The organism is Pseudomonas sp. BN417, from assembly GCF_029871205.1.
GTDB lineage: Bacteria > Pseudomonadota > Gammaproteobacteria > Pseudomonadales > Pseudomonadaceae > Metapseudomonas.
On record NZ_SSOJ01000064.1, the window covers coordinates 18,817 to 34,010 of the forward strand.

At 65.4% G+C, this 15,194-nt stretch carries 14 protein-coding genes and 1 pseudogene; 8 read left to right on the forward strand and 7 right to left on the reverse strand.

Features of this window, described 5'->3' with window-relative positions; all coding sequences use genetic code 11:
• Window positions 1-163: 163 nt before the first annotated feature.
• The 5 genes and pseudogenes from E8F11_RS06210 to E8F11_RS06230 all read left to right on the forward strand — a co-directional run.
• Entirely contained in the window at window positions 164-2,707 is a 2,544-nt protein-coding gene (locus tag E8F11_RS06210) for a PAS domain S-box protein (RefSeq protein WP_280287960.1), read from the forward strand.
• Between the two features lie 120 nt (window positions 2,708-2,827).
• A complete protein-coding gene (locus E8F11_RS06215; RefSeq protein WP_280287961.1) occupies window positions 2,828-3,094 on the forward strand; it encodes a PepSY domain-containing protein in 267 nt (88 codons plus the stop codon).
• A gap of 3 nt (window positions 3,095-3,097) precedes the next feature.
• On the forward strand, window positions 3,098-3,631 hold the full coding sequence (locus tag E8F11_RS06220; RefSeq protein WP_280287962.1) for a cytochrome b/b6 domain-containing protein: 534 nt from the start codon (window positions 3,098-3,100) through the stop codon (window positions 3,629-3,631).
• Window positions 3,632-3,801: 170 nt separating this feature from the next.
• A complete protein-coding gene (locus tag E8F11_RS06225; RefSeq protein ID WP_280287963.1) occupies window positions 3,802-5,217 on the forward strand; it encodes an MFS transporter in 1,416 nt (471 codons plus the stop codon).
• Window positions 5,218-5,328: 111 nt separating this feature from the next.
• Window positions 5,329-5,532: pseudogene (locus E8F11_RS06230) on the forward strand (hypothetical protein); the annotation flags it as partial.
• Window positions 5,533-5,669: 137 nt separating this feature from the next.
• Here E8F11_RS06230 and E8F11_RS06235 read toward each other — a convergent pair.
• The 4 genes from E8F11_RS06235 to E8F11_RS06250 all read right to left on the reverse strand — a co-directional run bounded on the left by E8F11_RS06235 (window position 5,670) and on the right by E8F11_RS06250 (window position 9,749).
• Entirely contained in the window at window positions 5,670-6,620 is a 951-nt protein-coding gene (locus E8F11_RS06235) for an adenosine deaminase (protein WP_280287964.1), read from the reverse strand.
• A gap of 729 nt (window positions 6,621-7,349) precedes the next feature.
• Window positions 7,350-7,934: a YigZ family protein gene (locus E8F11_RS06240; protein WP_280287965.1), complete on the reverse strand. Its 585-nt coding sequence runs from the start codon at window positions 7,932-7,934 to the stop codon at window positions 7,350-7,352.
• Window positions 7,934-8,599, reverse strand: a complete 666-nt coding sequence (locus E8F11_RS06245; protein WP_280287966.1) for a TetR/AcrR family transcriptional regulator — start codon at window positions 8,597-8,599, stop codon at window positions 7,934-7,936. The genes E8F11_RS06240 and E8F11_RS06245 overlap by 1 nt, the downstream gene beginning before the upstream one ends.
• Before the next feature lie 229 nt (window positions 8,600-8,828).
• Window positions 8,829-9,749 (reverse strand): LysR family transcriptional regulator, encoded by a 921-nt coding sequence (locus E8F11_RS06250; RefSeq protein ID WP_280287967.1) that lies wholly within the window; start codon window positions 9,747-9,749, stop codon window positions 8,829-8,831.
• 120 nt (window positions 9,750-9,869) lie between these two features.
• Here E8F11_RS06250 and E8F11_RS06255 point away from each other — a divergent pair, with 120 nt between their 5' ends.
• The 3 genes from E8F11_RS06255 to E8F11_RS06265 all read left to right on the forward strand — a co-directional run bounded on the left by E8F11_RS06255 (window position 9,870) and on the right by E8F11_RS06265 (window position 13,106).
• Entirely contained in the window at window positions 9,870-11,216 is a 1,347-nt protein-coding gene (locus E8F11_RS06255) for an aspartate aminotransferase family protein (RefSeq protein ID WP_280287968.1), read from the forward strand.
• The gene (locus tag E8F11_RS06260; protein WP_280287969.1) at window positions 11,216-11,503 is read left to right on the forward strand and encodes a cupin domain-containing protein; all 288 of its coding nucleotides are present in this window, start codon (window positions 11,216-11,218) and stop codon (window positions 11,501-11,503) included. The genes E8F11_RS06255 and E8F11_RS06260 overlap by 1 nt, the downstream gene beginning before the upstream one ends.
• Window positions 11,504-11,609: 106 nt before the next feature.
• Window positions 11,610-13,106 (forward strand): CoA-acylating methylmalonate-semialdehyde dehydrogenase, encoded by a 1,497-nt coding sequence (locus tag E8F11_RS06265; RefSeq protein ID WP_280287970.1) that lies wholly within the window; start codon window positions 11,610-11,612, stop codon window positions 13,104-13,106.
• A gap of 53 nt (window positions 13,107-13,159) precedes the next feature.
• On the opposite strand, the gene E8F11_RS06270 is transcribed toward E8F11_RS06265, so the two are convergent.
• The 3 genes from E8F11_RS06270 to E8F11_RS06280 all read right to left on the reverse strand — a co-directional run bounded on the left by E8F11_RS06270 (window position 13,160) and on the right by E8F11_RS06280 (window position 15,071).
• Window positions 13,160-13,417, reverse strand: coding sequence for a DUF4332 domain-containing protein (locus E8F11_RS06270; RefSeq protein ID WP_280287971.1), 258 nt, complete (start codon window positions 13,415-13,417; stop codon window positions 13,160-13,162).
• Window positions 13,418-13,444: 27 nt separating this feature from the next.
• Entirely contained in the window at window positions 13,445-13,978 is a 534-nt protein-coding gene (locus E8F11_RS06275) for a transposase (RefSeq protein ID WP_280287972.1), read from the reverse strand.
• Between the two features lie 112 nt (window positions 13,979-14,090).
• The gene (locus E8F11_RS06280) at window positions 14,091-15,071 is read right to left on the reverse strand and encodes an IS110 family transposase (protein WP_280286854.1); all 981 of its coding nucleotides are present in this window, start codon (window positions 15,069-15,071) and stop codon (window positions 14,091-14,093) included.
• Window positions 15,072-15,194 lie beyond the last annotated feature (123 nt).

Sequence of the window (15,194 nt, forward strand, 5' to 3'; positions counted from 1 at the left end):
CACGGGAAATCCGGCGCCTGATCGTCGAATTGCTCGGGCCCGAGGTTCCGCTATCGTCTGTCTAAGCCGTGGCCTGCGTGGAGACCCTCGTGGCTGACTTGTGTCCGACTTGCCTGAACCCTGCCGGGCCATTGCCTGGCGCTCGCCTTGGGAGGCTTGGCTGATGCCCCGTCCCCGCGAGCCCGGTAACTTCCTGTCCACACTGCTGTTGCTTTTCGCCAGCTACCTGCTGCTGGCCCTCGGTGCTGTCTGGCTATCGCGCCAACCCGACAGCATCGCCACCCTCTGGTACGCCAACGCCTTCACCGTCGCCTTGCTCTGGGACCAGCCGCTGCGCCGCTGGGCCGCGCTGCTGGGGGTGGCGATGCTGGCCAATCTGCTGGCCAACCTGGCCTTCGGTGATGGCCTGATCCTGGCGGCCAGCTTCACTCCGCCCAACCTGCTGGAAGTGGGTATGGCCGCGGCGCTGCTGCGGGTCAGCGGCGCCGCCCGGCGAATGAACGAAAGCCCCGGCGCCTTCCTCCAGTTCATCTTCTTCGGCGCCCTCCTACCGCCGCTGGTGGGTGCCAGTCTGGGCGCCAGCATCCTCGCCTGGCAGGGGCTGGACTCCTTCGAGCGCGGCTGGCTGTTCTGGGTCGAGGGCTCCATGCTCGGGGCCGTCTCGGTAATGCCCCTGGCCGTGTGGCTGCGCCAGAATGGCTGGTGGGAGCTGCTCGGTGAACGACGCCGTCGCGAGCTGCTGGTCTATGGCGCGGTGGTGCTGCTGGTTACCCCCGTTTCCCTGCTGCTGCTGCCGTTCCCCTTCGTCTACCTGTCCCTGCCGCTGATGATCGCCGCCGTGCGCCTGACCTTCGCCAGCACCGCGGTGCTGGTGGCCCTGGCCTCGGTCTGCGGCGGCCTGATCATCGCCCTCGGCCTGCTCGATGCCCACGCCCCGGACCAGGGCTGGCGTGATCTGCTGACCTACCTGCCGTTGCTCCTGGCGCTGTTGCCGGCCCTGCTGTTGGCCTCGGCCGTGGAACAGCTGCGCAAGCGCCGGCGCGAGCTGACCGCCAGCGAGACGCGCTTTCGCGACGCCATGGACCACTCCGCCATCGGCATGGCCCTGGTGAGCCTGGATGGGCGCTGGCAGCGGGTGAACCGTGCCCTCTGCGAGATGCTCGGCTATGGCGAAGACGAGCTGTCCAGCCTGGGTTTCCAGGACGTCACCCACCCCGACGACCTGGCCGGCGACCAGGCGCTGGTGGACGAGATTCTCGCCGGGCGGCGCCACAGCTACCGCCTGGAGAAGCGCTACCTGCACAAGAGCGGAAGGGTGATCTGGGGCCTGTTGGCGGTCTCCCTGGTGCGTGACCACGAAGGTGAGCCGCTCTACTTCATCTCGCAGATCGAGGACATCGACCGCCGCAAACGCGCCGAGGAGCGCGAGACGGAACTGGCGCGGCGCTACTCGGTGGCCACCGAGGCCAGCGGCGTCGGCGTCTGGGAGTGGGACCTGGCCAGCGACCGGCTGCTCTGGGACGAGGGCATGTACCGCCTCTACGGCCGTGCCGATGGCTCGGGCGAACTGTCCTATGCCGAGTGGCACGCCCACCTGCATCCCGAGGACGCCGAACGGGCCGAGCGCGAGGTGATGGCCGCGCGCGATGGCAAGGGCCGGCTCGATATCGAGTTCCGCATCCGCCGCGCCGACGGCGCCCAGCGGGTGATCAAGGGCCACGCGCGGCTGGTCTGCGACGCCGCCGGCAGACCATTGCGCCTGGTGGGTACCAACTGGGACGTCAGCGAACTGCGCCAGTTGGCCGAGCGCTTGCACGACGAGCGCGAGCGCCTGCAGGTGACCCTCGATGCCATCGGTGACGGCGTGATCACCACCGACCTGGAAGGCCGGGTCAGCTTCCTCAACCCGGTGGCCGAGCGCCTCAGCGGCTGGAGCAGTGAAGAGGCGCGCGGCCTGCCCATCGAACAGGTGCTGCTGCTGGAGGCCGAGGACGCCCGCTTGGTGGCCAACCCGGTACGCGATTGCCTGGCCCAGGGCAGCGCCGCCAGCCTGCAGGGCCTGGCGTCGTTGCGCCACCCGGCCGGCGGCACCATCGCCCTGCGCGGCCAGGCGGCGCCCATGCGCGGCGGCGATGGCACCCTGCTCGGCAGCGTGCTGGTGCTCACCGACGTCAGCGAGGCGCGGGCGATGCAGAAACACCTGCGCTACGCCGCCACCCACGATGCGCTTACCGGCCTGCTGAACCGCCCGGCTTTCGAGGACGCCCTCACCGAAAGCTGCCGCGAGGTGTTGCAGAACGACGGCAACAGCGTGCTCTGCTTCATCGACCTGGACCACTTCAAAGGTGTCAACGACACAGCCGGACATGCCGCCGGAGACGAGTTGCTGCGCCAGATCGCGAGGCTGATGCAGGCCCAGGTGCGTGCCGGCGACCAGCTGGCGCGCCTGGGCGGCGACGAGTTCGCCCTGATCCTGCGCAGCTGTCCCCTGGCCCAGGCGGAGCTGCTGGCGGCCCGGCTGATCGCGCAGATCCAGGCCCTGGCGCTGCATTGGGAGGGGCAGGAGTTTCACGTTGGCGCCAGCGTCGGCATGGCCTGCATCCACAGCGGCAATGCCCAGCCGGCCGAGCTGCTGAAACAGGCTGATACAGCTTGCTACCGTGCGAAGCACGCAGGTCGGGGACAATTCGCGGTCGAACATCGCTGAGCACGGCATATCTGCAAATGACAGGCTGCCGAGCCTGGCCTAAGCTCCTCCGTCATGGCAGTGAATGAGAAACCCTTGCATTGCCCTTTGCCATACCACGCACGATTCGAGGTCAACACCATGCGTAAACTGCTGCTTGTTTCCCTGGCCCTCGTCAGCCCGCTGACCTTCGCCAAGACCGAATGCACCACTGCCGACAAGGCCACCTGGCAAGACCAGGCCAAGTTCCAGGACGACCTCAAGGCCCAGGGCTACGACATCAAGAAATTCAAGGTCACCGCCGGCAACTGCTACGAGATCTACGGCTGGGACAAGGACAAGCGCAAGGTCGAGATCTACTTCAACCCGGTTGACGGCAAGGTGGTCAAGCAGGAGATCGAGGAGTAAGTGGTGAGCGCCGAGACCGTTCGCCTATGGGACCCCGTGGTGCGGATCGGCCATTGGTCCCTGGTGGCCGCCTTCATCGGCGACTACTTCCTCAACGAGGCGGGCGACGGCTGGCACCGCTGGCTCGGCTACTACGCCGTGGCAGTTGTGCTGGTGCGTGTGGTCTGGGGCTTCGTCGGCCCCAGGCCGGCGCGCTGGGCAGACTTCTGGCCGCATCCAGTGCGCCTGGTTAACCACGCCAAGGTCCTCCTCCGCGGCGGGCACCTGCACCACCTGGGCCATTCGCCCCTGGGCGGGCTGGTGATGATCCTCATGCTGCTGCTGATGTTCGGCCTGGGCGTCACCGGCTTCCTGATGGAAGAAGTCGACTACTTCTGGGGCGAGGACCTGCCCCGGGATATCCATGTGTTCATGGCCGACGGCCTGTTCGGGCTGGCCTGCATACATGTGCTGGCCGCCCTGGTAGAAAGCGTGCGCACGCGTGAGAACCTGCCCTGGTCCATGGTCACCGGCCGACGCCGGGAAAGGGCCAGGTAAAGGGGCCGCTGCGCGGCCCTTTTCGCGATTGAAATCGCCCCCACAGGTAATGCCTGCAAGCCCGATCAGGTCGGCCAGAGCTTCCCCCAGGTCGCATCCAGCGAACACTCCGCGCCTTCGCCCCGCCCATACTCGGGAGCACATCCTCGCAGCGAAGGAAGGGACTCCCCATGCACGCACCTGGCTACAGCGCCGCCGAACGTCTCGAACGCCTGCCCATCAGCGGCTACCACCGGCTGATCTTCATCATCATCGCCCTGGCGTTCTTTTTCGACTCGATGGACCTGGCGATGATGACCTTCCTGCTCGGCTCCATCAAAGCCGAGTTCGGCCTGAGCAGCGCCCAGGCCGGCCTGCTGGCCAGCTCGAGCTTTTTCGGCATGGTGCTCGGCGCTTCGCTGTCCGGCCTGCTGGCCGACCGCTTCGGGCGCAAACCGGTGTTCCAGGGCAGCATCCTGCTCTGGGGCCTGGCCAGCTACCTCTGCTCCACCGCCCAGGACGTGGAAACCCTGACCCTCTACCGCATCCTCCTCGGGATCGGCATGGGCATGGAATTTCCCATTGCCCAGTCGCTGCTCTCGGAAATGATCCCGGCCAAACGTCGCGGCCGTTACATCGCCCTGATGGATGGTTTCTGGCCCTTGGGCTTCGTCGCCGCCGGGCTGCTCTCCTACTTCCTCCTGGAGCGCATCGGCTGGCGCGATATCTTCCTGGTGCTGGCGTTCCCGGCGATCTTCGTCCTGGCCATCCGTTTCCTCATTCCCGAGTCACCGCGCTGGCTGGAGCAGGTGGGCCGGCTCAAGGCGGCGGACAAGGTGCTGCGCGGTATCGAACGGCGGGTGATGGCCTCCCTCGGCACTGACAGCCTGCCCGAACCCCAGCGCATGCCGCGCAACGCAAGCCGTGCGCCGGGTTTCTTCACGGCCTTCGGTGAACTCTGGTCGGCCCATTACCGGCGTCGCACGCTGATGATCTGGAGCGTCTGGTTCTTCGCCCTGCTGGGCTTCTATGGCCTCACTTCCTGGCTCAGCGCATTGCTGCAGCAATCCGGCTTCGCCGTCACCCAGTCGGTCTACTACACGGTGCTGATCTCCCTCGGCGGCATTCCCGGCTTCCTCGCAGCTGCCTGGCTGGTGGAGCGCTGGGGGCGCAAACCGACCTGCGTGCTGACCCTGCTGGGCGGCGGCATCATGGCCTTCTTCTACGGGCAGAGCGCGGTGTTTGGGGGCAACCAGGCACTGTTGATCGGTACCGGCCTGGCCATGCAGTTCTTCCTATTCGGTATGTGGGCGGTGCTCTACACCTACACGCCGGAACTCTATCCCACCTCGGCCCGCGCCACCGGTTCCGGCTTCGCTTCGGCAGTAGGGCGCGTCGGCTCGCTGCTGGGCCCCACCGTCACCGGCCTGCTCTTCCCCATCACCGGCCAGGGCGGCGTCTTCGCCCTGGGCGCGGCCTGCTTCGGCGTGGCGGCGCTGGTGGTCTGGGCCTTCGGCATGGAAACCCGTGGGCGCACGCTGGAAGAGCTGGCGGGCGAGGAGGGCGGCAAACCGGGATTGCGGGTGGTAGATCGTAGGTTGGACTGAGCGAAGCGAAGCCCAACGATTCGTCGTCCCGGGGTGGTACAGACGTTGGGCCGCGCTTCGCTTGGCGCCAACCTACGGGAGGCCTGCGGCCTCCTTTCGCGAATGAATTCGCTGGACACCTTCGCCTTCTTCTCCGTGGCCTTCTGGCGCAGCGACAACCCCTTCATGGCCGAGCACTGGGTGGAAATCGCCACGGTGGACTACGGCGTGAAACTGGCTGTCAGCCTGGTGCTCTTCGTGCCGCTCTACGGTGTGCTGCTTAACGGCATCCTGCGCTGGATGTCGCCTGCCGTACCGCTACGCAAAGCAGGTTGAGCACCCATGGGGCGATGCTCCGGGTTTTCGGCCTGAGACGGCTGCAGTCGGTGCGCATGGCGCACCCTACGCGGAGGCCCTGCCCGGTAGGGTGCGCTGTGCGCACCGATTCACGAGGTAGATGGGTAACCTTTCGATTACTTCACCAGCCTTGCATCCAGGCTGTTCTGCGCCAGGCGCCTGGCCTGGTCCTCGGTCATCCCCAGGTGCTCGTGCAGGGCGGCGAAGTTCTCCGTGACATAGCCGCCGAAGTAGGCCGGATCGTCCGAGTTCACCGTCACCTTCACGCCGCGCTCCAGCATCTCGAGGATGTTGTGCTGGCGCATGTGGTCGAACACGCAGAGCTTGATGTTGGACAGCGGGCAGACGGTGAGCGGGATCTGTTCGTCGATGATGCGCTGCATCAGGCGCTCGTCCTCGATGGCGCGCACGCCGTGGTCGATGCGTTCGATCTTGAGCAGGTCCAGGGCTTCCCAGATGTACTCCGGCGGGCCCTCCTCGCCGGCGTGGGCGACGGTGAGGAAGCCCTCGGCGCGGGCGCGGTCGAACACCCGCTGGAACTTGCTCGGCGGGTGGCCCTTCTCCGAGCTGTCCAGGCCGACGGCGATGAAGGCGTCGCGGTAGGGCAGGGCCTGGTCCAGGGTCTTCTGCGCTTCCTCCTCCGACAGGTGGCGCAGGAAGCTGAGAATCAGCCCGGAGCTGATGCCCAGTTGCTCGCGGCCGTCCTCCAGGGCCTGGCGGATGCCGGCCAGCACCACCTCGAAGGGGATGCCCCGGTCGGTGTGGGTCTGGGGGTCGAAGAAAGGCTCAGTGTGGATGACGTTCTGCGCCTTGCAACGCTCCAGGTAGGCCCAGGTCAGGTCGTAGAAATCCTGTTCGGTGCGCAGCACGTCGGCGCCGGCGTAGTAGAGGTCGAGGAACTCCTGCAGGTTGTTGAAGGCGTACGCCTTGCGCAGGGTCTCCACGTCGGCCCAGGGCAGGGCCACCTTGTTGCGCTCGGCCAGGGCAAAGAGCAACTCGGGCTCCAGGGAGCCTTCCAGGTGCAGGTGCAGTTCTGCCTTGGGCAGGGCGTTCAGCCAGTCGTACATGGTGGATTCTCGTCATCAGGCAGGGTTGGCGGAAAGTTTAACCGCAAGGACAGGATCTCGCTGGGCTGGCCTCGCTTCCCGTAGGTTGGCGCTGAGCGGAGCGAAGCCCAACGATCGGAGGCACGGCCTGTTGGGCTTCGCTGACTCAGACCTGCTTGGCCCGCACCAACCTACAGGGCTTCCAGAGATCTTCGCGCGCGGTACTGGTGCGTGATGAATACTTTCGATGCGGGGCTGCTGGGTGTTTTTTGATCAGTTTTGCGCAGCCAGCGCCGGTACTGGGCTGCGCGGTCTATTCCCAAGCTTATCCACAGTCTTTTCCCCGTTCCGGGTGGACAAATGACCTCTGTGCACAGTGCCTGGACGGGCCCCTGCGCAGCCTTGGTGCGCGGGAGAATGCCCCGGTAAATCAGCTGCTTATCTTTGGGGCAGGGGATAAGCCCGGAGCCTGGGAAAAAAGCGAAAAGTTCTCGCTAAGCCGCGCCGCAGCCGCGTTCCAGCCAGGAGTCCACGAGTTATCCACAGCGGACTCCACAGAATTTGTGGGCTGTGGGCGGCTATTCCCGTTCGCCCCGGAGCTTGGCCTGCTTCCGCTCTTACTTGTGGGGGCGATTTCAATCGCTAAGCAGGCCGGAGGCCTGCCCGTCGCTCGGTGCCAATTGGGGCTGCCATGCAGCCCTAAGCGAATGAATTCGCCCCCACAGGGAAGTGCCAAGGCCCCGCGTTGGCCTAGAGTTTCTTCACCCCCAGCCGTCCCCGGCTGATATCCCGCAGCAGCCTTTCCAGTCCGGCTATCTGACCCTCGGGCAGGGCCAGCACCAACTCGGCGCCTTCGGCATCGAAGCTCTCACTCTCCAGCAGAGCCTCGAACTCGCCCAGGCGAGCCTTGAGCAGGGGCAGTTCGGCGAAGCCGGGGTGGCAGCTGACGCGGCTGCGGGCCACCAGTTCCACCCGCGCGCCGCCCTGCAGGCACTTGGCGGCGCTGCCGTCGTAGGCGCGAGCCAGGCCGCCGGTACCGAGCTGGATGCCGCCGTACCAGCGGATCACCAGCACCGCCACCTGGTCGCAATCCTGGCCCTCGATGGCGGCGAGTATCGGACGGCCGGCGGTGCCGCCGGGTTCGCCGTCGTCGCTGAAGCGATACTGGTTTCCCAGCTTCCAGGCCCAGCAGTTGTGGGAGGCGCCGGGTTCGGACAGGCGGGCGATGAAGGCCTGCGCTTCCTCGACGCTGGCCACCGGTGCGGCGTGGGCGATGAAGCGGCTTTTCTTGATTTCCTCGCGGTACTCGGCGGGAGCGGACAGCGTGAAAGGCATCAGGCGACCGGCGGGTTGAGGCCGCAGCCCTTGAGGATGATCTGGATGAGGTTCTCCGTGGCCGCTTCGAAATCGTCCCGGGTCAGGCGTTTGCGTCCGGTGACGCGGCAGATCTGGGTGTTGAAGTCGGCATAGTGCTGGGTGCTGCCCCAGAGCAGGAAGATCAGGTTCACCGGGTCCACCGGGTCCATCTTGCCGGCGGCGATCCAGGCTTCGAATACCCCGGCGCGGCCCTTGAACCAGGTGCGGTAGTCCTGATCGAAGTGGTTTTCCAGGCAACCGCCGCCGCTGATGATCTCCATGGCGAAGATCTTCGAGGCCAGCGGGTGGCGGCGGGAGAATTCCATCTTGGCGCGGATGTAGCGGGCCAGGGCCTCGGCCGGGTCGTCTTCGGCGGTAAGGGTATTGAAGGTGCTGTCCCAGAGTTCCAGGTGGTTGCTCAGCACCGCGATGTACAGCCCCAGCTTGTTACTGAAGTAATAATGCAGGTTGGCCTTGGGCAGCCCGGCGCGCAGGGCGATGGTGTTCATGCTGGTGCCCTTGAAGCCGTGGCGGGCGAACTCTTCCTCGGCGGCGGCGAGGATCAGCTCTTCGTTCTTCTGACGAATGCGGCCGGCGGGTTTCGCGGCAGGGTTCGGGCTGTGGGCGGGCACCAGTGAGGTCATAGGCTTCCTGATTCTTCTTGTGGGAGTCGGCGAAAGCACAGATACCCCAGCTTGGCCTGTCCGACAAGACAAAACTGTTGTGCCGGTCAGGTTATTTGCCGTTTTGTCGGGAGCGCACCGAAATGGGGCCTGCAAGCACCGATCTGTGGGAGCGAATTCATTCGCGAAGGGCCGCGCAGCGGCCCGTTGGTCCGCATCGCGAATGAATTCGCTCCTACAAAGAGACGCATCAGGTCGTCGCGGCGAGCGCCTCCAGGAAACTCTCCAGCACCAGGTGCGGCCGACGCCCCTTGCGGGTCACCGAGGCCAGGGACAGGTCGTAGAAGCGGCTCGCCGGCTTCAGTGCCCGCAGCCGCCCCTGCTGCACCCAGAAGCCGGCGTAGTGGTCCGGCAGGTAGCCGATGTAGCGCCCGGTGAGGATAAGGAAGGCCATGCCCTCGCGGTCCGAGGCGCTGGCGCTGCAATTGAGCACCTGGTACTGCGCCTGGATCTCCGCCGGCAGGCGGAAGGTGGGGGCGATGGCGTCCTGCTGGTTCAGGCGCTCATCGCTGAGCTGGGCGTCGTCGGCGTAGAACAGCGGGTGGCCCACGGCGCAATAGAGCAGCGACCGCTCGCTGTACAGCGGCTGGTACTCCAGTCCGGACAAGGCCACGGTGTGCGGCACCACGCCAACGTGCACACGGCCGTCGAGCACCCCTTGCTCCACCTCGCTCGGCGGCGTCATGCGGATGTTGATCACCACGTCCGGCCCGCGTTCCTTCAGGCGCGACAACGCATGGGTGATGCGCATGTGCGGCAGGGTCACCAGGTTGTCGGTGAGGCCGATGTTCAACTCGCCGCGCAGGTGCTGGTGCAGGCCGTTGACTTCGGTGCGGAAGCTCTCCAGCGCCGCCAGCAGTTGCATGGACGACTGGTACACCTCGCGGCCTTCCTCGGTCAGGGCGAAGCCGGCTCGGCCACGCTGGCACAGGCGCAGGCCCAGACGCTGCTCCAGGTCGCTCATCTGCTGGCTGATGGCCGAGCGGCCGATGCCCAGCACGCTCTCGGCGGCGGAGAAACCGCCGCACTCCACCACGCTGCGGAAGATGCGCAGCAGGCGGATATCGAAATCACTGACCTGCGCCAGGGGTTCGGGGCGGCGGCTGCTCATGGTTTAGTGATCCCTGATCTAAAGATTTGAAAAGTTGGATTTTCGTGACTTTATGCCCGTGGCAATGTCGGCAGCAAGTAGCGCGTCGTTCCTCAGAACAAGACACTTTCGAGGCCACTCATGAACATGCCGCAGACCGCCCAGCTTCCCCTCGCCAGCCAGCTCAAGCTGGACGCCCACTGGATGCCCTTCTCCGCGAACCGCAACTTCCAGCGCGACCCGCGCCTGATCGTCGCCGCCGAAGGCAGCTGGCTGATCGACGACCAGGGTCGTCGCATCTATGACAGCCTCTCCGGCCTGTGGACCTGCGGCGCCGGCCACTCGCGCAAGGAAATCCAGGAAGCCGTGGCCAAGCAGCTCGGCACCCTCGACTACTCCCCCGGCTTCCAGTACGGCCACCCGCTGTCCTTCCAGCTGGCCGAGAAGATCGCCAACCTCACCCCCGGCGAACTGAACCACGTGTTCTTCACCGGCTCCGGCTCCGAGTGCGCCGACACCGCCATCAAGATGGCCCGCGCCTACTGGCGCCTGAAAGGCCAACCGGCCAAGACCAAGCTGATCGGCCGCGCCCGTGGCTACCATGGCGTGAATGTCGCCGGCACTGCCCTGGGCGGCATCGGCGGCAACCGCAAGATGTTCGGCCAACTGATGGACGTCGACCACCTGCCGCACACCCTGCAGCCGGGCATGGCCTTCACCAGGGGCGCCGCCGAAACCGGTGGCGTGGAGCTGGCCAACGAGCTGCTCAAGCTGATCGAGTTGCATGACGCCTCCAACATCGCCGCCGTGATCGTCGAGCCCATGTCCGGCTCCGCCGGCGTGCTGGTGCCGCCGGTGGGTTACTTGCAGCGTCTGCGCGAGATCTGCGATGCCAACAACATCCTGCTGATCTTCGACGAAGTGATCACCGCCTTCGGCCGCATGGGCAAGATGACCGGCGCCGAATACTTCGGCGTGACCCCGGACCTGATGAACGTGGCCAAGCAGATCACCAACGGCGCCATCCCCATGGGGGCGGTTATCGCCAGCCGCGAGATCTACCAGACCTTCATGAACCAGGCGACGCCCGAATACGCCGTCGAGTTCACCCACGGCTACACCTACTCCGCGCACCCGGTCGCCTGCGCTGCCGGCCTCGCCGCCCTGGACCTGCTGGAGAAGGAAAACCTGGTCCAGCAATCCGCCGAACTGGCGCCGCACTTCGAGAAAGCCATCCACGGTCTGAAAGGTGCCAAGCACGTCGTCGACATCCGCAACTGCGGCCTGGCCGGCGCCCTGCAACTGGCCCCGCGTGACGGCGACGCCATCGTCCGTCCGTTCGAGGCCGGCATGGCCCTGTGGAAGGCCGGCTTCTACGTGCGTTTCGGTGGCGACACCCTGCAGTTCGGCCCGCCCTTCAACGCCAAGCCGGAAGAGCTCGACCGCCTGTTCGACGCCGTCGGCCAGGCCCTGCAAGGCGTGAACTGATGAGCCAGCGCCCGCAGGCGGTGCCCACCGTGCAGGTGGACAACGACGAGGTGATAGTCACCGAGTGGCGCTTCGCCCCCGGTGCCGAAACCGGCCGCCACCGCCACGGTTATGACTACGTGGTGGTGCCGATGACCGACGGCACCCTGCTGCTGGAAACCCCGGAGGGCGACAAGCACGCCCCCCTGGTGGCCGGGCAGAGCTACTTCCGCAAGGCGGGCGTGGAACACAACGTGATCAACGCCAGCGACCACGAAGTGGTCTTCGTGGAAACCGAATTGAAATAGCGCGCGGACAAACACCCTCTCCCTCTGGGAGAGGGCCGGGGTGAGGGCGATCCCCCCTCGGACCATCCGGCGCCAAACAGACAAAAGCCCTACAAGAGACCTCACCATGACCACCATCCCGCACCTGATCAACGGCGAACGCATCGTCGAGCAAGGCCGCACCACCGACGTGTTCAACCCGTCCACCGGCGAAGCCATCCACCAGCTGGGCCTGGCCAGCCGCGCCACCGTGCAGCAGGCCATCGACGCCGCCAAGGCCGCCTTCCCGGCCTGGCGCAACACCCCGCCGGCCAAGCGCGCCCAGGTGCTGTTCCGCTTCAAGCAACTGCTGGAACAGAACGAAGCGGTGATTTCCAAGCTGATCAGCGAAGAGCACGGCAAGACCCTGGAAGACGCCGCCGGTGAACTCAAGCGCGGCATCGAGAACGTCGAATACGCCTGCGCCGCCCCGGAAATCCTCAAGGGCGAGTACAGCCGCAACGTCGGCCCGAACATCGACGCCTGGAGCGACTTCCAGCCGCTGGGCGTGGTCGCCGGCATCACCCCGTTCAACTTCCCGGCCATGGTGCCGCTGTGGATGTACCCGCTGGCCATCGCCTGCGGCAACTGCTTCATCCTCAAGCCGTCCGAGCGCGACCCGAGTTCCACCCTGCTGATCGCCGAGCTCCTGCACCAGGCCGGCCTGCCCAAGGGCGTGCTGAACGTGGTCAACGGCGACAAGGAAGCCGTGGACGCGCTGATCGAAGCGCCGGAAGTCAAAGCCCTGAGTTTCGTTGGCTCGACGCCGATCGCCGAGTACATCTACACCGAAGGCGCCAAGCGCGGTAAGCGCGTGCAGGCCCTGGGCGGCGCGAAGAACCACGCCGTGCTGATGCCGGATGCCGACCTGGACAACGCCGTCAGCGCACTGATGGGCGCCGCCTACGGCTCCTGCGGCGAGCGCTGCATGGCCATCTCCGTGGCCGTGTGCGTGGGCGACCAGATCGCTGATGCCCTGGTGGACAAGATCGTGCCGCAGATCAAGGCGCTGAAAGTCGGTGCCGGCACCAATTGCGGCCTGGACATGGGCCCGCTGGTCACCGCCGCCGCCCGCGACAAGGTGGTCGGCTACATCGACGACGGCGTCGCTGCCGGTGCCGAACTGGTGGTGGATGGCCGCGGCTATCGCGTCGCCGGCCATGAAGACGGCTACTTCGTCGGCGGCACCCTGTTCGACCGCGTCACCGCCGACATGCGTATCTACCAGGAAGAAATCTTCGGCCCGGTGCTCTGCATCGTCCGCGTCAACAGCCTGGAAGACGCCATGCAGCTGATCAACGAGCACGAATACGGCAACGGCACCTGCATCTTCACCCGCGACGGTGAAGCCGCCCGCCTGTTCTGCGACGAGATCGAAGTGGGCATGGTCGGCGTCAACGTGCCGCTGCCGGTGCCGGTGGCCTACCACAGCTTCGGCGGCTGGAAGCGCTCGCTGTTCGGCGACCTGCACGCCTACGGCCCGGACGGTGTGCGCTTCTACACCCGCCGCAAGGCCATCACCCAGCGCTGGCCGCAGCGCGCGACCCACGAGGCGGCGCAGTTCGCGTTTCCCAGCAATGGTTGAGTGATGCGTTGAATGAAAGGGCCCGGCATATGCCGGGCCATTTCATTGGCGCGCTAGCCTGCTCGATCGGCCTGGGCGAAATCGATGATCGCCTGAATCGCGGCGCGCGCTTGTGGGCTGTTGTGCCAGCAGGTGGAGCCCATCATCTGTGATACCTGCCTGGTCAGGTCGGCGGCTTCACACCCGGCCAGCTGTTCGAGGCTGCGGAATCCGATCTGCTCCAGCCGGTCCACCACGGTCGGGCCGACGCCTTTCAGCGTGATCAATTGGGCGCGGGTTTCCGCGGGGAAGCCTGCCTTGTTCTCCATCATCGTGTTCTCCTCGAATTCCGATACCCATCACCATTCTCCCGCACCATGTTCCATGTTCCCTCCATCTCCCGCCCAATCCAATGGCAGGATGCCCGCCTTCACATACCGGTGAAACGACGACCAGGGCCAATCGGCCACCCGCTCCACGTGACCATGCTTGCGCGGGTTGTGGTGGATGTAGTCCACATGACGGGCGAAGTCTTCGTCATCGCGGATGCGGTGTTCCCAGAAGCGGCGTTGCCAGATGCCCCGTTCGCCTTTGCTCAACCGGCTTTCAGATGCCTGCTCTCCATAGGGAAGCGCGCGGGAAAACTCAGTCTTGATCAGCCGCCAGCGGCGGGCATAGTCGGCGTCACCCTCCGGCAGGGTGCACAACGCGTGAAGGTGCTCGGGGAGGATGACGATCGCGTCGATGCGCCAGGGATGGCGCTTCATGCAGTAGTGGAAGCTGGCACGCAGCAAGTCGATCTGGTCGATAAGCAGGCGGCTTCGTCGGTCGGCGAGATTCAGGGTGAAGAACCAGGTTGAGCCTGGGGTGTGGTCGCGACGGTAGTCGGTCATGGTTGGCGTTCCTTGCCGTTGATTGATGGGTATCGCTGCGCTCCACCACATCCTACGGTGGTGTGCATGGCTTCGTAGATACCATCTCTCCGATCAGATGCAACCGACCCTTTCAGGTCGGTTGCGGCTGATAGGGTGTCTGCGTCTTGAGCACACCATAGGCAATCTGCAGCAGCTTGCGCATGGCCGCGCCCAGGGCGCTCATCTTGGCTTTCCCGCGTGCCAGCAGACGCTGGTAAAGCGCTTTGACCGTGGGATTGTGCTGTTTGGCCACAATGGCCCCCATGTAGAGCTTGGCCCGCAGCCGAGGCTGCCCCGCTTTGGTCAAGCGTGGTTTGCCTTTTACCGACGTCCCCGAGTCCCAGGGGCGTGGAACCAGGCCCGCATAGGCCGCGCATTGTCGGGCACAGCCAAAGTCGCGGCTGTGCAGAAACGCCAGCAGGTGGCGGGAAAGGACATCCCCGATGCCCTGGATGCTCCGCAGCAGCTCCCGGTTGCGTTTGAGCTGGTCGTGCCGGTCGATGTGGTCGTCGATCTCCTGCTTCAGGCGTTCGGCCTCCTGACGCAGGGCACTGAGCATCGTATCGATGGAGGCCACTACGCTGAGGCTGGCCTGACTGACCTCGGCTTTTTCCCGCCGGTTCAGTTCGCGCTGGAGGTCCTCCTGCAACGCCTCATACCGCACGATCATCGCTTTCAGCTCGCGGATCTCCCGCGCCTCCGGCAACCAGCGTCGGGCCTTTTGGGTCGCGCCAAAACGGGCGAGCACCAGGCTGTCCTGCTTGTCCGTCTTACCGCGAATACCCAGGCTGCGCGCATATTCGCGGACTTGCGCCGGGTTCAGGACGAAGACCTGAACGCCACGGTCGTGCAGGTAATACGCCAAGGATTCGTGGTAGACCCCGGTGGCCTCAAGGAACACCTTCAGTTCCCCGGCGGCAACGCCACTGTGGGTGCAGCACCACTCGATCAAGGCGGCAAAGCCGTCTACTTGATTGGTAAATACCTTGGTCTTGACCTTCAGACTGTCCGGGTCGCGTAACCACAGACAGTCGAGCTTTTGCTTGCTGACATCGATTCCAATAACCGCCATCTCTCGATCCTTGCCTTGTTCATGCAGCCTCACTCCGGTGGAGGGGCTTGGATACCATTCAGGAGTTGGAGAAGAGGGCCGGGAGCACAATCTACGAAACAGAGTCGAGCTCTCAGGATGGGA